Here is an 18,903-nt window from a genome sequence, read left to right as displayed (position 1 = left end):
ATGGAACAAACCAACGTATATACACAAAAAGAAATTTTAGACAAAGCGCGTGAACTGGCAGCGATGATCTCACGTACAAATGAAGTAGACTTTTTCAAACGAGCAGAATTGCAAATCAAGCACAATGAGCGCGTACAAGAGCTGATCGATTCCTTGAAGCAAAAGCAGAAGCAAATGGTGATGTTTGAGTCCATCAACAAGCCTGAGCTGGTGAAAAAAGTGGAAGACGAGTTCAATTCGATGCAGGATGAACTCGATTCGATTCCGATCGTCACCGAGTTCAAGCAATCGCAAGTGGATGTAAACGACTTGCTGCAAATGGTAACGAACGTGATCACAAACACGGTTTCCGAGCGAATCATTTTGGATACCGGCGGCAATCCGCTGACGGGAGAAACCGGCGGAGGTCCTGAGAAAAAACACGATGGCGGCTGCTGCTCCTAATCCGAGCGGCGATGGGCTTTCCAACGACTTTCTCTAAAATAAGGTGGGTGTTTGCACCCTAGCCGAATGCCCTGCATACAAATGTACAGAAACGTTGTATGGAGGAGGTAACGAAATGTCGGGTACAGACAAAGATCTACAGTGCCGGGAACTCATCGCGAAAGCTGTCTGCGGTAAAGGCCATAAATTCTCTACTACCACCCACACCATCATACCGTCGCAAACTCCTTCGACGATCCTCGGATGCTGGATTATAAACACGAACTTCCAGGCAGAGAAAGTCGGAGACGCGGTTGAAGTATCTGGTACGTATGATGTCAACCTGTGGTTCTCGTTTGCAAATAACACGCAAACCGAAGTCAAGCGGGAAACTGTCAAGTTCTCCGTACTCGTTCCGCTAACGTTCTTCGACAAAAACTGCAGAGGCGATCTTGAAATCGTCGCTCGAGCCGTGGAACAACCGAAGTGCGTAAAAGCAGAGTTGAGTCCTGGAGGAACGATTACAGTCAAGGTTGAAAGCGAGTTTGCGGTAGAGATCATCGGTGAAACAAAAGTCTGCGTTGTTGTCTGCAATAACTGCGATGAAAAAGACTTCCATGTACTTGGTGACTACGAAGAAAACAGCGACGAATTCGATGACTTTGATTCCGCCACATTGCTCGATGAGCTTGACTAAAGAGGAGATCCTTATCTCCTCTTTTTTCTTTTTCTATAGGAAGAAACGCAAGGTAGCTTCGAGACTCACTCTTTTCTGGGCGCATACATAGGATAATGCAGAAGAACGAGGGGGAGTGATGGCATGCCTGCACGCAAACATCAGGGAGAACAAGTGCTGCCACAGATGACAGCGAATGCCAAGGAAGCCGTCGAATTCTTGAAGCGTCCGGAAGTTGGTCGATGGCTGCTGCGTCTGGCAGGTATTCCCGTAACAACAGGCAAAAGCTCCCTGCCAGGCTGGCGCACCTATCAGGTCTGCCTGTATCAGGAGCATGTGCTGGATATGGTTCGCAGTTCGGAGAGTCCGCACTGGCTATTGCAAAAGCTTGCTGATCCCGAGCTGGAAACAGTCGTTCTCCCCTCGGCGGAACCCGAGATCAATCTCGTAAAGAGTGTTGCTGCGCGAAGTCTGTATGCTGCAGGAATTGATGCGGGTCAAGTGACGATCATGGCCGCATCGGCTCATCGCGTAAAGGTCGTTCGTGTTGACCCGGATTGGCCATTGAAATCCGTGGATCTATTTGTTGAGAAAGCGGAGAAGTGGTGGGATTCAAAAATGGCAGCGCAACCCCAAGAGCTTTCGGCAATGGGGGCGGACCCCGAGTTTGCTTTGCGCAAGCCTGAAGGTAGTATGGCGCTTGCCTCCGACTTTCTAAAGGTAAATGGAATCGTCGGCTGTGATACAACAAGATACAGGGAAGAGCTAGCCATGCATCAGCATCCTGTGGCAGAGCTGCGGCCTGCTCCATCTGAAGATCCGGATGAGCTGTTCTTTCATGTGCACGACGCCTTAAAGCTGGCTGGCAAAAAAATAAACAATCGACATATTGAATGGCTAGCTGGGGGAATGCCTTTTCCAGGCTATCCAATTGGCGGGCATATTCACTTTGGCGGCCTGACTCCAACCTTTTCCCTGCGCCGAAAGCTCGACGCTTATCTAGCGATTCCGCTGGTTCTGATCGAGGACAGTGGATGTCGACAACGGAGGAAGCGGTACGGATTTCTGGGAGATGTTCGGGAGAAAGAATACGGCTTTGAGTATCGTACATTGCCAAGCTGGCTGGTGCACCCGGATGTGACCAGGGGAGTGCTGCATCTGGCGCATTTGGTTGTGACGTGCCAGCATGAGCTGAAGGCAGCTCCACATCTTCAGCTTCCAGTCATTAAAGCATACTATCGCGGGGATAAAAACTACCTGATCGAATACGTGCTTAAAATTTGGAAGGAGCTAAAAACGCTGCCCGGGTACACGCTTTCCCGAACTCATCTGGATCGCTATTTTACGTATTTGCTCTCCACAGAATTCTGGCCGGCAACGGAAGACTTGCGGAAGTCATGGGGGTTTGTCTAGGTGCCCGACACAGTTCAACATTGGATGGAAAACATGATATAATAGCAGACGAGATTGGTAGCTAGGAGAAGAAAACAATGACTGCATATACACCGATGATTCAACAGTATCTGGCGATCAAAAAAGATTATCCGGATACTTTCTTATTTTTTCGCTTAGGCGACTTTTATGAACTGTTCTTTGATGATGCTGTTTTGGCTTCCCGCGAGCTGGAGATTACACTTACAGGTCGTGAAGGCGGCGGTACAGAGCGTATTCCGATGTGTGGCGTACCTCATCATGCGGCCGACACCTATATTGCCGAGCTGTTGAAAAAGGGCTATAAAATTGCGGTTTGCGAACAAGTAGAGGACCCGAAGGAAGCAAAGGGCGTGGTCAGACGAGAAGTGACTCGTGTGGTCACGCCTGGAACGATGATGGAAGGCAAGTGGCTGACGGACAAGGAAAACAACTACATGGCCGCTGTCGCAGAGCTGGACGGACGTACGGGAATCGCTGCGTGCGATATGAGTACGGGAGAGATGTATGTGACGTCGCTTGTGGGTCATGGCGAGTCCGTGATCGACGAAGCGCTGCAGTATCGTCCAAAAGAACTGGTTTTTTGCGGCCTGGCTACGATCCCCAAGACAGCCCTGCCCCATACTGTACTGGATAGAAACGAGATCGATGCCTTTGCGGTAGATGTCCAGTACCAGGAGCAGGCAAAAGAGCTTGACGCCGTGATGCGTACAGCAGTCAACGCCCTGCTAGGTTACATAGGCACGACGCAAAAACGCAGTCTTGCTCACATGCGGCTGATCAAACGCTACGATGCCAGACAGTACTTGCAGATGGACGGCTTTTCTCGGCGCAATCTGGAGCTGACCGAAACCATCCGGGACAAGTCCAAAAAAGGATCGTTGCTTTGGCTGCTGGATCGTACGGAGACGGCGATGGGAGGCCGGCTGTTGCGAAGATGGATCGAGAGGCCACTCCTTCGAGCGAACGAGCTGCAGGCACGACTGGACGCAGTGGAAGCTTTGAAAGGCGATTTGCTGCTTCGCTCCGATGTCCGAAGCTGCCTGGACAGGGTATATGATCTGGAGCGTCTCGCAGGACGCATTTCCTATGGAAACGCCAATGCCCGCGACCTCATTCAGCTGCGCTATTCACTCGAAGCTGTTCCAGAGCTGAAGCTTCTATTGAAGGAAACGAAGTCACCGGTGCTTGCGGATTTGGCAGCTGGAATGGATAATTGTGCAGATATCGTTCAATTCCTGCAAAGTGCATTGGTCGATGATCCCCCCATTTCCGTACGTGAAGGTGGGATGATCCGAACCGGCTACGATGAATACTTGGACAAGCTTCATTCGGCAAGTCGAGACGGAAAAACGTGGATTGCTCAGCTGGAACAGGGGGAGCGCGAAGCTACCGGAATTCGTTCCTTGAAGGTGGGCTTTAATAAAGTCTTTGGGTACTACATCGAAGTTTCCAAATCCAATATTGCCAATGTTCCTGCGGGACGCTATGAGCGCAAGCAGACGCTGGCAAATGCGGAGCGGTATATCACACCTGAGCTGAAAGAACGAGAGGCATTGATTCTTGAAGCGGAAGAAAAGATGATCGAGCTGGAATATCAATTGTTTTCCGCGGTTCGATCCGAGGTGGCGCAGCACATTCCGCGCTTGCAAGGGCTGGCTGAACGAATCGCCTCCGTCGATGTTCTGCAGTCATTTGCCACTGTCAGTGACGAGCGTGGTTACGTGCGCCCCGAGCTGACGGAGACGGGTGAGTACGTCATTACCGAAGGACGACATCCCGTTGTTGAAGCCGTGCTGGAGCGGGAGAAGTACGTTGCCAATGACGCGCGAATGGATCAGCAGCAGCGGCAGGTTCTTTTGATTACAGGTCCCAATATGGCGGGGAAGAGCACGTACATGCGGCAAATTGCGCTGATTACCGTGATGGCGCAGGTCGGTTGCTTCGTACCAGCCAAGTCAGCCAAGCTGGCACTCGTAGATCAGATCTTTACCCGCATTGGCGCAGCTGATGATCTGGCAGGCGGACACAGTACGTTCATGGTCGAAATGCTGGAGACGAAGCATGCTCTGCAAAAGGCGACGTCCCAAAGTCTGATTTTGCTCGATGAGATCGGTCGAGGCACTTCTACCTACGATGGTATGGCGCTGGCGCAAGCAGTGATCGAGTACATCTGCCAAAAGATCGGGGCAAAAACGCTGTTTTCCACGCATTATCACGAATTGACGAGTCTGGAAGAGACCATGAGCGGGGTCGTAAACGTGCACGCTCGCTGCGAGGAACGAGATGGAAAGCTTCTGTTCCTGCATAAAATTGAGGAAGGTCGAGCCGATAAAAGCTACGGGATTCATGTGGCAGAGCTGGCGGAGATGCCTGTTTGGGTCATCGAGCGGGCGCGGAGCATTCTCACAGGATTGGAAGCTGGCAGTACAAGTGCAGCGGCAGCGGATATGCAAATGTCGCTCGACATGCTCTGGACAGCACCTGCACCTGTACCAGCTGCGGTAGTCAAGGAAGAGCCGCCCCCCCTGCTCACTGCAGAAGAAGAAGCGATCCTGGCAGATCTTCGTGAGCTGGACCTGAATCAGACAACCCCGATGGACGCCATGCTGAAGCTGTTTGCTTGGAAGCAACAGCTGAAAAAAGGATAGGAAACAGGCGGAAGGGAGGAGCCCATGGGAAAAATTCAAGTGCTGGATGAACATCTGGCGAACATGATCGCAGCTGGCGAGGTAGTAGAGCGTCCAGCTTCCGTCGTAAAGGAATTGGTTGAGAATGCGATTGATGCGCAGGCGACAACCATCGAGGTCCATGTCGAGGAAGGCGGGCTGGAGTTGATCCGCATCGTCGATAATGGTCAAGGAATGGATCGGGAGGATTGCCGTCTCGCATTTGAACGCCATGCGACAAGCAAAATCCAATCTGCACGTGACTTGTTTCGGATCCGTACGCTCGGTTTTCGCGGGGAGGCTTTGCCCAGTATCGCGGCAGTATCCCGCATGGAGCTCACCAGCAGCCTTTCCAGCAGTCAGGTCGGAACACGCGTGATCAATGAGGGTGGGCATCTCGGTGAGCTTACCGATGTGGCATCAGTAAAAGGAACGGAAATTTGTGTACGCAGCCTGTTTTTCAATACACCTGCGCGCTTGAAATACATGAAGTCGATTGCGACAGAAGTCGGGCATATTTCCGACTACGTCAATCGTCTCGCATTGACCCATCCGCAGATCGCTTTTACTTTGACTCATAATGGCAAGAGCTTGCTGCAAACATCTGGCGATGGCAAGCTTTTGCATGTAATGGCCGCGATCTACGGGGTACAGGTCGCCAAGCTGCTGTTGCCCGTCTCGGGGGAAACGCTCGATTTTCGCTGGAGCGGCTTTGTCTCCAAAACGGAAGTGACACGGGCGAATCGTTCGTACCTGTCTACACTAGTGAATGGAAGATACGTTCGCAGCTTCGCATTGAACAATGCGATTATGCGCGGCTACCATACGCTTTTGCCGATAGGCAGGTTTCCCATCGTCGCTCTCCAGATCGAGATGGATCCTACGCTTGTGGATGTCAATGTGCATCCTGCAAAACTAGAGGCGCGTTTCAGTAAGGAAGATGAGCTGTGCCTGGCGATCGAGCAGTCTGTGAGAGGAACCTTGCGGCAAGGACTTGGAATCGTCAGACCGATGGTAACGGCTCCAAAAGCTAAGGTAGTCACACAGGTTGTACAGCCTCAGTTTGATCTACAGCTTCCAAAGCCAGCCGTATCGCTTTCACCCACTTTGGAAGCAAGCCCGCGTTTGCAGGAATGGATGGCAAAGCAAAGCCAGCAGCGAGAACGTTTGCCAGAAGTGCCGCCTGTAGCAGGCCAGACAGCCGCGATAAAGGAAGCGCTGGCAGGCTATGATAACAACGAGCAACGAGTGGAACAAGATACACTGTGGGAAGTAAAATCGAAGCAGCCCTCGTCACCTCCCGTAACAAACCTAGCTCCCGTCTCATTTGCTGAGAGGGAAGGACAAAACGGAGAGCTGACTTCCGCTGCTTTATCTGCTGAAGGAAGCGTACAGGAGCTTTCCCTTCAAGAGGATACTGATCAAACCATCCAGCCGCGCAAGGAAGAGCTCACGAAGAGTGAAAGCATGGACAGCGAGGAATCGGCAGTACCTTTGCTATATCCGGTCGGGCAGGTCCACGGGACTTACATCGTTGCGCAAAACGACGAAGGGATGTACTTGATCGATCAGCACGCGGCGCAGGAGAGGATATTTTACGAATACTTTATGGCCAAGCTGGAAGAGGAAGGCATCTCCAGTCAGATCATGCTGTTTCCCCACACGTTGGAGGTAACGACAGCGGAAGCGAACAAGCTGGAAAAAAGGCTGCCTCTATTGCAATCGTTTGGCTTGGAAATGGAGTCTTTTGGCGGACGCACGTACATCGTGAGAGCACACCCGCATTGGTTCCCCGAGGGCGCAGAGATAGAAGTGATCGAGGAGTTGATTCAGTTCGTACTCGAAACAGGGGAGAGCATGCAGGCAAATGTCGTGCAAATGCGCGAAAAAGCAGCGATCCTGATGTCTTGCAAGGCTTCTATTAAAGCGAACCGCTATTTGACTCATGCAGAGATGGAAAGCCTCTTGAATCAGCTGCGGAAAACGAGCAGTCCTTTTACCTGTCCGCATGGCCGCCCGATTGTGATTCATTTCTCCGGCTATGACCTGGAAAAAATGTTCAAGCGGGTTATGTAAAATCGCAAGGAAATCAGCCTTTTTATCATCCTCAGGACCCATATCCTGGGGATTTTTCAAACCGGGGAAGCCGACAGTTTAGAAAAGAATTTGTTTGACTCTCCAATTTAATCCTGCGTACAATAAAAGAGTTTCCGTCCACCTGGGACGAACATTTGAGGAGTAGAAACGACACATGATTGTAACCACCGGGCTTGCGCCTTGTTTGGAAACCCTGCACCATGCAGCAAAACTGGCAGAGCGGTTTGGCCTAACGATTACCAAGCGTGGTGATTTATCGCTAAACGAGCTGCGAAGACGAAGTGGAGACGATGAAGTTCTTGTCGTGTCGGCGCTAGGTGCGCGTCTGGAAGTGCCGGGGAAAAAGCCATTCTTTTTTCATCCGAACACTTCTGCTTTTCGTATAAAGCGGCTGGTGCGAGGCGATACTGATACTATGCTTGCTGCTTGCCAAATTCAACCAGGCGACCGTATCCTAGATGCCACCTTGGGTCTGGGAGCTGATGCCATTGTATTTGCACATGCTACGGGTGTGGAGGGACAAGTCGTGGGCATCGAGTCAGAGCGGGTTCTGGCCATCTTAGTAGAAGATGGTTTCCAGCACTGGTCGTCTGACGATCGGGCATTGGAAGAAGCGATGCGACGCATTGAAGTTCAATGTGGAAACCATCTGGATGTTCTGAAGGGACTGCCCAATGGCTCGTTTGATGTCGTCTATTTCGACCCGATGTTTGAGAGGACAGTCCACAGCTCCACGGGAATTGCCGGGATTCGCGAGTACGCGAATGCGGAGATGCTGCGTGAGGAGGCGATCTCCGAAGCGCTGCGTGTAGCCAAAAAACGAGTGGTAGTAAAGGAAGGCAAAACAGGGCGATTGTACGAGCGGTTTGGCTTTACCCCATTTCGCTCACGCGGCCAGCAGGTCGTGTACAGCTACAAAGAGATAGGTGGAGGGGAGTGACCTTGCACAAGAGAGAAAAGCTTGTTGTCATTATTGGCCCGACAGCCGTTGGCAAAACGGATCTCAGTCTGGAGCTGGCCGAACAGTTTGACGGAGAGATTATTTCCGGTGACTCCATGCAGGTCTACCGCGAAATGGATATCGGCACAGCAAAAGCGTCGCCACATGAGCTGGCACGTGTGCCTCATCATTTGATCGATATTATTTCTCCGCGTGATGAATATTCTGTTGCCCAATTTCAGGAAAGTGCCACACGATTGATCACCGAGATCAATCAGCGCGGACATTTGCCATTTATCGTGGGTGGAACGGGTCTGTACATAGAATCGGTAACCCATCGCTTTCAATTCTCACAAACCTCGCAGGATCCAGAGTTTCGCGATCGCCTGCAAAGACTGGCTGACACGGAAGGCGTGGAAGCGCTTCATGCCAGGCTTGCACAGGTGGACCCGATCACTGCACAGAGACTTCATCCGAATGACGTCAAGCGAGTAATTCGCGCTCTCGAAATCTACGAGAGCAGCGGGTACAAAATGTCCGATTTTCAATTGCGGGCGCAGCACTCGCCGTATGATTTAGTCTTCATCGGCCTGACGATGGATCGGGATGTCCTTTATCAACGAATTAACCATCGGGTGGATCTGATGATCGACGCAGGGCTGGTTGAAGAGGTCAGGGGCTTGCTCGATCGCGGATACGAAGCTTCTCTTGTCTCGATGCAAGGATTGGGATACAAAGAGCTGGTTCCGTATTTGTATGGTGAAATTACGTTGGAAAAAGCGGTAAATGACATCAAGCAGCGAACTCGACATTTTGCAAAGCGGCAGCTTTCTTGGTTCCGGCGCATGTCTGAAATTCAGTGGTTTGATATGACGGACCCGGCGCAGAGGCCAAACAACGTGCAAACTATCAAGCAGATATTGGCAGGAAAGTTTCAACAATTGCCGAATATATAACATACAAGTCCTTTTAGGGGGTAATGTACATGAAACAGACGATCAATATTCAAGATACGTTCTTGAATCATTTGCGGAAAGAAAACATCGCGGTCACCATTTATCTGGTGAACGGATTTCAATTACGTGGGTACATTAAAGCGTTCGATAATTTCACAATTGTGATTGATAGCGAAGGCAAGCAGCAACTGGTTTACAAGCATGCAATTTCTACTTTCACACCGCAACGCCCGGTTTCTCTGATGTCTCAAGAGAACAACCAATAAAAACGAACGGTAATTCCGAAAGCCTGGATCTGATCAGTCCAGGCTTTTTTTCTTGGTGCGCCCAGCATGGGCGATAGCTCTAGGGTGTAAGTCCCGAACGGGGGTTGGCTGTACCAACCGTTAGCCCAAGGCAAGGGTGTCCACCGCGAGGTGGAATCTGAAGGAAGCCGGCGGCAAAGTCCCGACCTGAGGTACACGAACCCAATTTGAGGCTGTTGTATTCGGGTGAGTCTGCCAAACAAGACGAAGCCCCATACAGCCAAGGAATACAGCAGTAAACTTGGGCAGGTACATGGGATGAAAGTTATCGCTCTTACCTGGGGAGGTCTGCATGAAGTGCCTTCAAATGTTGGTAACCGTCTTCGTAAGGAGACGCTGAACATGCAGAAGTCAGCAGAAGCCATAGTACCCAAGTAAAGGACGCTTGAACGGGGAAGGGCTGAACATTAAGTCAACACATCCGCTAATCACTTTCGTGATAATACTGTGAAGCAGAATTCTGTAAGGAACTACTCTTGGAGAAAATGGGTGAAGCCCTGAGGGTACAAGAGAGGGCTGAGTATTGTCCGGCAAGACTAGAAGGATGCGTGCGGAGGAAGGGTATCGTCATGGAGCTGTTGGAGAAAGTCCTGTCACGAGAAAATCTATTAGTGGCACTCGAAAGAGTGGAAAGAAACAAAGGATCGGCGGGAATCGACGGTGTTTCAACCGAACAACTGCGCGATTATATCCGTGAACACTGGTTGACCACTAAAAAGCAGATTATGAAAGGGACCTACAAACCTTCCCCTGTCCGCAGAGTCGAAATCCCGAAATCTGACGGAGGAGTAAGGTTATTAGGTATTCCTACCGTGATAGATCGCTTTATTCAACAAGCCATCCTCCAAGTTCTTACTCCTATATTTGACCCCCACTTCTCAGAATCCAGTTTCGGATTCCGACCGAACCGTGGTGCGCATGACGCCATGAGACAAGCACAATTTTATATTTCCGAAGGATATCGCTTTGTCGTGGATATGGACTTAGAGAAATTCTTCGACCGGGTTAATCACGATATTTTAATGAGTCGGGTTGCTCGAAAAGTAAAAGATAAAGCTTTGTTGAAACTTGTTCGCGCATATCTACAAGCAGGCATCATGGTCAATGGCATCTGCCTTTCGGCAGTAGAGGGCACACCACAAGGTGGTCCACTTAGTCCGTTATTGGCGAACATCTTGCTCGACGATTTGGATAAAGAACTGGAAAAGAGGGGACATCGCTTTTGTCGATACGCAGACGATAGCAATATCTACGTGAGAACAAAGCGGGCGGGAGAACGGGTAAAAGAAAGTATCCAAAGCTACTTGGAGAAGGTACTTAAGCTTAAAGTAAATGAGCAGAAGAGCGCAGTGGATCGACCTTGGAAGCGTAAGTTCCTCGGTTTCGGTTTCACTAATGCAAAACAAGCAAGGATTCGGCTTCATCCAAAATCACTTCTGAAGTTGAAAGAGAAAATCCGCTTCATCACTAATCCGGTATGGAGCATCTCTATGGATGAAAGGATTCGGAAGCTAAACCAGTACCTCATGGGTTGGATCGGATATTTTGCCCTTGCGGATGCAAAGAAAATCCTTCAATCTATCGACGAATGGATACGACGTAGACTTCGACTTTGCTTGTGGTCTCAGTGGAAGCGAGTACGAACCCGATATCGAGAACTTCGCTCTCTGGGTTTATCGCACGTCCAAGCAATAGAAATTGCAAACACCAGAAAGGGTGCATGGCGTACCACAAAGACTCCTCAAATGCACAAAGCCCTCGGAGTTGCATATTGGCAACAACAAGGGCTGAAAAGCTTATTACAACGATATTCTGTCATTCGTCAAGCTTGATGAACCGCCGTATACCGAACGGTACGTACGGTGGTGTGAGAGGACGGGAGTTAGTCGCTCCCTCCTACTCGATCCAAAAAAGCGGACACAGGATTCTCATCCTTGCCCGCTCTAAAGCAATAGGGAGAGCTATCTTCAAGCTTTGCGACGAATCATGAACACGTAGCAGAGAGTCGCGCCGATTGTCGTGGCTGCAATCACAAGGCCCATCGGAACCGCTGTGCTGCTTCCACCTAATCCTACGAGTGGGGCAACGATTCCACCGCCGATAAACGAAATCAAGCCCTGGAGTGCGGATGCGCTGCCTGCCGCTTTGCTCTGATTGGCCATGGCCAGCGAGAAGCCAGTCGCACCGACGATTCCTACGCATGAGACAGTGAAGAACAATGGTACCAGTACGGCAAACAATCCTGCTCCGAGGAGGATCATCGTCAGCAAAGTGATCCCAGCAATTGCAGCGATGGAAATGCCCGTGACGAATAGCTTCGTTTCTTTAACTTTCCCTGCCAGCTTGCCGGTAATTTGGCTCGCAATGATGATCCCAATGCCATTGACGGCGAAGATCACGCTGAACATTTGCGGAGATACTCCGAAAATCTCCTGGAAGACAAACGGAGAACCGGAAATATAGGCAAACATCGCAGCAGTCACCAGTCCCTGGGAGAGAGCATAGCCCATGAACGTACGATCCTTCAGAAGGTTCTTAAATGTCGTCAACGTATTGCCCAAACCGCCTTTGGAGCGCTTTTCCGCAGGGAGTGTTTCCGGCAATCCAAACATGACGGTGAAGAACATGATCACACCGATCAAAGCAAGCACGACGAAAACCCCGTGCCAGGATGTCACCTGGAGCAGCTGCCCGCCAACAATCGGAGCTGCGATCGGAGCGATCCCATTGATCAGCATCAGCAGGGCAAAGAATTTGGTCAGTTCTGTCCCAGCATACATATCGCGGACGGTAGCGCGTGCAATCACGATACCTGCTGATCCTGCCATTCCTTGAACGAGGCGCAGCAAGAGGAATGTCCAAATCGATGGAGCAACGGCGCAAAGAAAGGAAGACAGCGCGTATAATACCAGTCCGAACAATAAGGGCTTGCGACGTCCTTGGACATCACTCAGTGGTCCTGCAAACAACTGGCCGACCGACAAACCGATCAGGCAGGCAGTCAAGCTCATCTGTGCCATAGAGGTTGTTGTCTGTAAATCCGTCTCGAGCATAGGCAGTGCAGGCAAGTACATATCCAGCGATAAAGGGCCAAATGCGGAAAGCGAACCGAGAATGGCCGCAATCCCCAGTCTTCGCGATCGACTGACAGAAGATTCCGGTGTTTCCAAGCTTTTAGCGAGATTGTTCAAGTAATTGTTCAAACCTTTCTGTTATAAATTGCGCCGGCTTGCTTCATTCTTGTGCATCACCTGATCGCTTTTCACTGTACTCAAGCTGGAAGGCCTCCAAATCAGTGTGCAGACGTGTAAGCATATTCCGTAACAGGGCGGTTTCCTCGTCTGTGAAATTCTCAAAACATCGCGTCTCGAGCAGCTGCAAAGCTTCCTTCACGGCTCTCGTCGCTACTTTGCCTTTTTCCGTCAAGTACACTCTCGACACACGTTGATCGTTTGGGTCTGCTTGGCGAGTGACAAGGCCCGACTTCTCCATTCGGTTAATCATCACAGTCAATGTGGCAGGCTGAACGTTCATGCTGCGTGCCAAATCCTTTTGCATCATGCCGCCATGACGGTAAAGGCGCATAAGCAAAGGAGGCTGTCCTGGATAGACATCGTATTTTTGAATGAGTAGGTCAAGATTGTGTCGATGCAGCTTCATAACATGACCCATGATATGGGTTAAGGCATTTACGTAATCAAATTCCAAGACGATTCCTCCAGTTACTTAGCTGGCTAACTAAGCGTAATGTAAATGATTCTCATTGGCATGTCAAGAGGTAAGCAAGCAGTGGAAAGCTTGCTTCATACATCCTTCCGCAAATGGTACAATCATCATTATAGTGGACATCAGGAAGGACCGGGTGAAATAAATGTTGATTATGAATGAAAAGATTAAAGCTTCTGAAGTAGCGCTCACGGGTGTAAATGGAGAGGATTTGGGGATCATGTCGACAAAAGACGCATTGCTGCTAGCGAAGGAGCAGAAGGTAGATCTGGTATGCCTTTCCCTGGCGAGCAGTCCCCCTCCGTGCCAATTGGTTGGTCGGACTGATTTCAAGCAACAGGCAATCAAGGAAAGCGCGAAAAGCCGCAAAGCAGAAAAGGGGCCGAAGCTTAAGGAAATTCGCTTGAGCGCATTTATTGAGGAGCATGATTACGATACCAAGAAGCGCCAGGCAGAGCGCATTCTGACTTCGGGTGACGCGGTGCAGTTGCTCGTTCGGTTGGAGAAAAAAGAGAGTCAGGAAGCCAAGCAATTGATTGAGCAGCTTGTGCGGGAGTTAAAGCATTGTGGGGTACAGGAGAAAGGCATACAAGTAAGCGGCAAGCAAGTAATCGCTTTATTGGTGCCAACCGCTTAAAGGAAGCAGCACTCGATTGAGGCTATGGAGCCTTTGTCGAGTGTTTTTTCATAACCGTATCCAATCCTCATACTTGAGCGTCCTTATTTAAAAAAAGGTGAGGTTTCTCATGCCATTTACGTTTGCTCATCCAGCGATTGTCCTTCCTTTGCGTCACTCCCGATATTTTCACTTTCCTGCGTTAGTCGCAGGCAGCATGGCGCCGGACTTTGAATATTTCTTTCGCATGCAGGCTTTTAGCACATACAGCCACACACTGCTCGGCATCTTTGTTTTTGATCTGCCGCTAGTGATGGCTCTGTGCCTGGTGTTTCGTCATGTGGTAGAAGCCCCGCTTTTTACGTGCCTTCCCAGGGGTGTCCAGATGCGGCTCCAAAAGAGAGAGGCGTACCAAAGCAAACACCCCTTGTGGATTAGCGGGCTGATCTTTGTGTACTCCGCACTGCTCGGCATCGTAAGTCATTTGCTCTGGGATTCTTTCACGCATCAAGGAGCTTGGGCAGTCACTTCCTTTCCGCTGCTTCTGTCTCTGATTGAGGTGGGAGAGGTTGCTTTTCCGGTGTATAAATGGCTTCAGCATGGCAGTACCCTCTTCGGAGCAACGGCGATAGCGCTAGCTGTATGGCGAGTAAAGGAGGTAAGTACCGCTTTCCCTGAAGGAAGCGAGGTTTCGCTTTCGACCAAAGCCTGGTATTGGCTGAGTATTGTGCTGGCAGGGGGTGCTGCTGCTTCTATACATTTGCTGACCTTCGCCGAGCCGCTTAGCGGGAAGCAGCTTTTGTCTGGTGTCGTACCGTTTCTATCAGGCAGTCTGCTTGGGTTGGTCGTTGTCTCCTGGGTGTTTAACAGGCTGGCATGGAAAAAATAGGGCAGGTTTACCTGAATCATGAGTATACTAATGTATGACGGGGAGGCGGGCGAACAGGGGGTGAAAGCTTGGATACCCCAGCTTCGCGCTGCTCCAACCAGGACGAATCAGGCTGCCCCTGAAAAGAAGGCATAGTCCGACAACTACACTCAATCTAGAGCGATTGGTGGGTGATAAAATTGAAGCAATTGGAGAATAACGTGATCTTTGAGTCAAGCTCAGCCACAAGCACGGCAAATCGCATTCAGGTTGTATTCAAAAGGGAAATCCCTCAGACGACTTCGACATCGCCCACTTTGCAGGAGAGTATCAGTGCTTCGGCTCCTACCGAGCTGCAGAATCTGTTTGATGAGCTGGAAGGATTAATCGGCCTACAAGAAGCGAAGAAAACCATATACGAGATTTACGCGTTGCTTAAAATCAACAAGGAGCGGGAAAGACAAAATCTGAAGACAGAAAAGCAAGTGTTTCACATGGTGTTTAAAGGAAATCCGGGGACAGGCAAGACAACGGTGGCACGCATCTTCGGAAAGATCCTGCGTGAGATGGGAATATTGAGCAAGGGCCATCTGACCGAGGTAGAGCGTGCAGATTTAGTGGGAGAATTTATTGGACACACCGCCCAGAAAACGCGGGACTTGGTGAAAAAAGCGATGGGTGGGATCCTCTTTATCGATGAGGCCTATTCGCTGGCGCGTGGCGGTGAAAAGGATTTTGGAAAAGAAGCTGTGGATTGCTTGACAAAAGCGCTTGAAGATTCCAACAAGGATTTTATTTGCATCATTGCGGGCTATACCGATGAGATGGATAGTTTTTTAGAATTAAACCCGGGCCTGCCGTCCCGTTTCCCCATTCACATCAATTTTGCCGACTACACGGTTGACGAACTGTTAGAGATCGCGAATCTGATGGCAAAGAACAAAGATTTTGAGCTGACCAGAGGAGCGGTGGAAAAAATCAGGAGATCGATCATGGGGATTATAACCGACCCTTTCCAGATGAATTTCAGCAATGCCCGCTATATTCGTAATTGCATTGAAAAAGCGATTCGAGTCCAGGCGATCCGATTGCTGCGGAACAATGAATTTCGCCGCGAAGACTTGATGAAATTAAAGCCTGAGGACTTTTCCCTTTAGTCTTCAGGTTTTCCAATTGATGAGGAAAAAGAGTTCATAATGGCTCTACTTCATGAACATACTAACTTCAGAACCAAACACAACCAAGAGGTGAATATCATGGCACGTTCTAACCGTCTCATCAATCAGCAAGCGGAAGCGGTTCTTGACCAGCTCAAAAACGACATCGCACAAGGGTTTGGAGTTTCACTGGGTGGAGAGACATCTTCACGTCAAAATGGATCTGTAGGCGGCGAAATGACCAAGAGATTAGTTCAATACGGTGAGCAGCATATCTCTCGTGTATAAAGAGCAAGATTTCCATAGCGGGCAGGTAGGAGAGAACCAACCATTAGATATCAGGTTGGTTCTTTTGTATTCGTGATGATTAGGAAGGGTGTACCTCGTCACGAGCAAGGGGAAAATGTGGTATGATAGGGGAAGAAAGGGCGTGAATCGGTGAACGAAATAATCAAAACAAAGGAAACCGCCATCCTGGTGGGGTGCCTTATCGATAACCGTGATGAGGAACGGATGCGTCTCTCGATGGAAGAGCTGGCGGAGCTGGCTGATACGGCAGGCGTAGAAGTGCTGGATGTCATCACGCAAAACAGGGATAGAATCGATCCGGCCTGGTACTTGGGTACGGGGAAAATCGATGAACTCGCGCAGCGGGCAGAAGAGCTCGATGTCGATGTCGTTATTTTCAACGACGAGCTTTCTCCGAGCCAGACGCGAAATCTTGACCGGATTTTTGACTGCAAGGTGATTGATCGTACGCAGCTGATTTTGGACATTTTCGCCGGACGGGCGCAATCTCGCGAAGGGAAAATTCAGGTCGAGCTTGCCCAATACAACTATCTGCTCCCTCGATTAGCAGGGCAAGGCAAGCAGCTCTCCCGTCTGGGTGGGGGAATTGGTACGAGAGGTCCAGGTGAATCAAAGCTGGAGAGCGACCGTCGTCACATCCGCAGAAGGATTACAGAGCTGAAGCAGCAAATGGAAGATACGGTTCGCACCAGACAGCTGCATCGGGAACGCCGCAAGAAAAACAACGTCTTTCAGGTGGCGCTGGTGGGCTATACCAATGCTGGCAAGTCCACGATTCTCAATCAGTTGACCAACGCAGGTACCCTACAGGAAGATAAACTGTTTGCAACGCTCGATCCAACGACTCGCCAGTTGGAGCTTCCGAGCGGCATGGAGGTTTTGCTGACGGACACGGTTGGCTTTATTCAAGATTTGCCGACGAGCTTGGTCGCCGCTTTTCGCTCCACCCTGGAGGGGGTAAAGGAAGCCGATTTGATCTTGCATGTCGTCGATAGCCATCATCCTGATTTGCAAATTCACATGCAAGTGGTCGATCGGATCTTGCGTGAGCTGAAGGCGGAGGAGATTCCGCAGCTGGTTGTTTTCAACAAGGCAGATGCCATGGCAGAAGGCACGTATTTGCCACCCGCGGATGAGTGGATTTTGATCTCCGCGATGCGCCAGGATGATTTGAAACGGCTGTTAAAACGAATTGAATCCTATGCCCTCGAGTCTTTTAACGAGATGACACTGAAAGTACCGGTCTCGCGTGGGGATATCCTGTCGCTGCTCCATCGGGAAGGTGTCGAGATGCAGCAGCATTTTGATGAAGAGGAAGAAGCGTATCAGATTACGGTTCGGGTTAATCGAGCCAATCCAATCTACGGCAAGATTGCCCCTTTTCTCCTCGATAAACCAGAGACTGTTGAAGAAAGTTGGTAAGATAACAGATGTTCCAATATTTTTCCCATGGCGAGAAGCTGCGTCCTCTCGTCGCTGAGGTAGAAGCAACCATTTCCGAAAGGCATAGACAGATCGCAGCCCTTGTCGATACGAATCAACTCAAGGTGCTTCGTTCTTTTCAAAAGCATGAAGTAAACGAATTTCACTTTTCTCCTTCAACCGGCTATGGCTACGATGACTCAGGTCGAGCTACACTGGAATCCATCTATGCCGATGTATTTGGCGGGGAAGCTGCACTGGTTCGACCTCATATCATCTCGGGCACGCACGCGATCGCCATTTCGCTGTTCGGGATTTTACGTCCAGGCGATGACCTGCTTTACATGACAGGCAAACCCTACGATACCCTCGAAGAAGTCGTCGGCGTGAGGGGAGAAGGGCAAGGCTCCCTGAAGGACTACGGAATCGGCTACAGCTATGTCCCGTTGACTGCAGAGGGCGAGATTGATTTTATGGCCGTGGCAGATGCCATTACGCCGAAAACAAAAGTAATCGGTATTCAGCGCTCGCGTGGTTACGCAGATCGTCCGTCGTTTACCATTGCAAAGATTCAAGAAATGATTCGGCTGGTCAAAGAAATGAAGCCAGATGTGGTCGTCTTCGTGGATAACTGCTATGGAGAATTCACGGAGGAACAAGAGCCGCTCCATGTTGGTGCAGATATCATGGCGGGCTCGCTGATCAAAAATCCAGGGGGCGGTCTGGTAAAAACAGGCGGGTACATCGTTGGCCGTCAAGACCTCGTGCAGCTCGCCTCTTACAGAATGGCTGCCCCGGGCATTGGCGCTGAAGGTGGGGCTTCTCTGTATTCTTTGCTTGAAATGTTCCAAGGGTTTTTCCTTGCCCCGCACGTCGTCGGTGAGGCTTTGAAAGGCGCCGTGTTTTCTTCCGCTATGCTAGAGAGATTGGGCTTCAAAACGAACCCACTCTGGCATGAGCCGCGTACGGATTTGATCCAGTCCGTGGAGTTTGGCTCCGCAGAAAGACTGATTGCTTTTTGCCAAGGGATTCAGAAGGCTGCACCCGTAGATTCGCACGTCACGCCGTATCCCAGTGAAATGCCGGGATATGCGGACCCTGTGATCATGGCAGCTGGAACCTTTATTCAGGGAGCGAGCATTGAGTTCTCAGCAGACGGTCCGATTCGCCCTCCGTACCTGGGCTTTGTCCAGGGCGGGCTGACATATTCTCACGTCAAGGTGGGGATTCTGACAGCACTGAACGGATTGTTGGAAAAGGATTTGCTCGAATTGCCAACTATAGAATAAGCCAGATCGCGATACGCCA

General features: G+C 50.3%; 17 protein-coding genes. 15 read left to right on the top strand and 2 right to left on the bottom strand.

The window, feature by feature from the left end:
- The 9 genes from ACLIN2_RS17475 (at window position 1) to ltrA (ending at window position 11,329) form a co-directional block, all read left to right on the top strand.
- A complete protein-coding gene (locus ACLIN2_RS17475) occupies window positions 1-444 on the top strand; it encodes a RicAFT regulatory complex protein RicA family protein (RefSeq protein ID WP_400585827.1) in 444 nt (147 codons plus the stop codon).
- 115 nt (window positions 445-559) lie between these two features.
- Window positions 560-1,120 carry an outer spore coat protein CotE gene (cotE, locus tag ACLIN2_RS17470; RefSeq protein ID WP_092266754.1) on the top strand — a complete coding sequence of 187 codons (561 nt, stop codon included), beginning with the start codon at window positions 560-562 and terminating at the stop codon, window positions 1,118-1,120.
- Between the two features lie 123 nt (window positions 1,121-1,243).
- Window positions 1,244-2,512 (top strand): putative amidoligase domain-containing protein, encoded by a 1,269-nt coding sequence (locus ACLIN2_RS17465; protein ID WP_411501701.1) that lies wholly within the window; start codon window positions 1,244-1,246, stop codon window positions 2,510-2,512.
- 77 nt (window positions 2,513-2,589) lie between these two features.
- Window positions 2,590-5,181 carry a DNA mismatch repair protein MutS gene (gene mutS / locus ACLIN2_RS17460; RefSeq protein WP_411501700.1) on the top strand — a complete coding sequence of 864 codons (2,592 nt, stop codon included), beginning with the start codon at window positions 2,590-2,592 and terminating at the stop codon, window positions 5,179-5,181.
- Between the two features lie 24 nt (window positions 5,182-5,205).
- Entirely contained in the window at window positions 5,206-7,275 is a 2,070-nt protein-coding gene (gene mutL / locus ACLIN2_RS17455; RefSeq protein WP_411501699.1) for a DNA mismatch repair endonuclease MutL, read from the top strand.
- Between the two features lie 175 nt (window positions 7,276-7,450).
- The gene (locus tag ACLIN2_RS17450) at window positions 7,451-8,236 is read left to right on the top strand and encodes a class I SAM-dependent methyltransferase (RefSeq protein ID WP_411501698.1); all 786 of its coding nucleotides are present in this window, start codon (window positions 7,451-7,453) and stop codon (window positions 8,234-8,236) included.
- Window positions 8,233-9,192, top strand: coding sequence for a tRNA (adenosine(37)-N6)-dimethylallyltransferase MiaA (gene miaA / locus ACLIN2_RS17445; protein WP_411501697.1), 960 nt, complete (start codon window positions 8,233-8,235; stop codon window positions 9,190-9,192). Before ACLIN2_RS17450 ends, miaA begins: the two co-directional genes overlap by 4 nt.
- 29 nt (window positions 9,193-9,221) lie before the next feature.
- Complete coding sequence (gene hfq, locus ACLIN2_RS17440) at window positions 9,222-9,458, top strand: RNA chaperone Hfq (RefSeq protein WP_092266759.1); 237 nt, start codon at window positions 9,222-9,224, stop codon at window positions 9,456-9,458.
- A gap of 608 nt (window positions 9,459-10,066) precedes the next feature.
- Window positions 10,067-11,329: a group II intron reverse transcriptase/maturase gene (gene ltrA / locus ACLIN2_RS17435; protein ID WP_411501590.1), complete on the top strand. Its 1,263-nt coding sequence runs from the start codon at window positions 10,067-10,069 to the stop codon at window positions 11,327-11,329.
- A gap of 135 nt (window positions 11,330-11,464) precedes the next feature.
- On the opposite strand, the gene ACLIN2_RS17430 is transcribed toward ltrA, so the two are convergent.
- Together ACLIN2_RS17430 and ACLIN2_RS17425 are read right to left on the bottom strand one after the other, a co-directional pair.
- Window positions 11,465-12,688: a multidrug effflux MFS transporter gene (locus ACLIN2_RS17430; protein WP_411501696.1), complete on the bottom strand. Its 1,224-nt coding sequence runs from the start codon at window positions 12,686-12,688 to the stop codon at window positions 11,465-11,467.
- A gap of 43 nt (window positions 12,689-12,731) precedes the next feature.
- Window positions 12,732-13,205 carry a MarR family winged helix-turn-helix transcriptional regulator gene (locus ACLIN2_RS17425; protein ID WP_092266761.1) on the bottom strand — a complete coding sequence of 158 codons (474 nt, stop codon included), beginning with the start codon at window positions 13,203-13,205 and terminating at the stop codon, window positions 12,732-12,734.
- Between the two features lie 166 nt (window positions 13,206-13,371).
- Here ACLIN2_RS17425 and infC point away from each other — a divergent pair, with 166 nt between their 5' ends.
- The 6 genes from infC (at window position 13,372) to ACLIN2_RS17395 (ending at window position 18,884) form a co-directional block, all read left to right on the top strand.
- A complete protein-coding gene (infC, locus tag ACLIN2_RS17420) occupies window positions 13,372-13,860 on the top strand; it encodes a translation initiation factor IF-3 (protein ID WP_411504555.1) in 489 nt (162 codons plus the stop codon).
- A 109-nt stretch (window positions 13,861-13,969) separates the two neighbouring features.
- Window positions 13,970-14,728, top strand: coding sequence for a DUF4184 family protein (locus tag ACLIN2_RS17415; protein ID WP_411501695.1), 759 nt, complete (start codon window positions 13,970-13,972; stop codon window positions 14,726-14,728).
- A gap of 179 nt (window positions 14,729-14,907) precedes the next feature.
- Window positions 14,908-15,864, top strand: a complete 957-nt coding sequence (locus tag ACLIN2_RS17410) for an AAA family ATPase (RefSeq protein WP_411501694.1) — start codon at window positions 14,908-14,910, stop codon at window positions 15,862-15,864.
- A 99-nt stretch (window positions 15,865-15,963) separates the two neighbouring features.
- On the top strand, window positions 15,964-16,152 hold the full coding sequence (locus ACLIN2_RS17405) for an alpha/beta-type small acid-soluble spore protein (RefSeq protein WP_092266763.1): 189 nt from the start codon (window positions 15,964-15,966) through the stop codon (window positions 16,150-16,152).
- A gap of 150 nt (window positions 16,153-16,302) precedes the next feature.
- Window positions 16,303-17,595 (top strand): GTPase HflX, encoded by a 1,293-nt coding sequence (hflX, locus tag ACLIN2_RS17400; protein ID WP_411501693.1) that lies wholly within the window; start codon window positions 16,303-16,305, stop codon window positions 17,593-17,595.
- A gap of 8 nt (window positions 17,596-17,603) precedes the next feature.
- A complete protein-coding gene (locus ACLIN2_RS17395) occupies window positions 17,604-18,884 on the top strand; it encodes an aminotransferase class I/II-fold pyridoxal phosphate-dependent enzyme (RefSeq protein ID WP_122959431.1) in 1,281 nt (426 codons plus the stop codon).
- The last annotated feature ends 19 nt before the right edge of the window (window positions 18,885-18,903 follow it).

Source organism: Brevibacillus centrosporus (assembly GCF_046622605.1).
GTDB lineage: Bacteria > Bacillota > Bacilli > Brevibacillales > Brevibacillaceae > Brevibacillus > Brevibacillus centrosporus.
Note: the sequence above shows the minus strand (reverse complement) of the source record. Positions and strands in the feature narration are given on the sequence as shown.

What these genes read in the sequence shown, in the direction of transcription:
- cotE (WP_092266754.1), top strand. Translation starts at nt 560, where the DNA reads ATGTCGGGTACAGACAAAGATCTACAGTGCCGGGAACTCATCGCGAAA.
- mutS (WP_411501700.1), top strand. Translation starts at nt 2,590, where the DNA reads ATGACTGCATATACACCGATGATTCAACAGTATCTGGCGATCAAAAAA.
- ACLIN2_RS17475 (WP_400585827.1), top strand. Translation starts at nt 1, where the DNA reads ATGGAACAAACCAACGTATATACACAAAAAGAAATTTTAGACAAAGCG.
- ACLIN2_RS17450 (WP_411501698.1), top strand. Translation starts at nt 7,451, where the DNA reads ATGATTGTAACCACCGGGCTTGCGCCTTGTTTGGAAACCCTGCACCAT.
- ACLIN2_RS17405 (WP_092266763.1), top strand. Translation starts at nt 15,964, where the DNA reads ATGGCACGTTCTAACCGTCTCATCAATCAGCAAGCGGAAGCGGTTCTT.
- hfq (WP_092266759.1), top strand. Translation starts at nt 9,222, where the DNA reads ATGAAACAGACGATCAATATTCAAGATACGTTCTTGAATCATTTGCGG.
- mutL (WP_411501699.1), top strand. Translation starts at nt 5,206, where the DNA reads ATGGGAAAAATTCAAGTGCTGGATGAACATCTGGCGAACATGATCGCA.
- ACLIN2_RS17415 (WP_411501695.1), top strand. Translation starts at nt 13,970, where the DNA reads ATGCCATTTACGTTTGCTCATCCAGCGATTGTCCTTCCTTTGCGTCAC.
- ACLIN2_RS17465 (WP_411501701.1), top strand. Translation starts at nt 1,244, where the DNA reads ATGCCTGCACGCAAACATCAGGGAGAACAAGTGCTGCCACAGATGACA.
- ltrA (WP_411501590.1), top strand. Translation starts at nt 10,067, where the DNA reads ATGGAGCTGTTGGAGAAAGTCCTGTCACGAGAAAATCTATTAGTGGCA.
- ACLIN2_RS17395 (WP_122959431.1), top strand. Translation starts at nt 17,604, where the DNA reads ATGTTCCAATATTTTTCCCATGGCGAGAAGCTGCGTCCTCTCGTCGCT.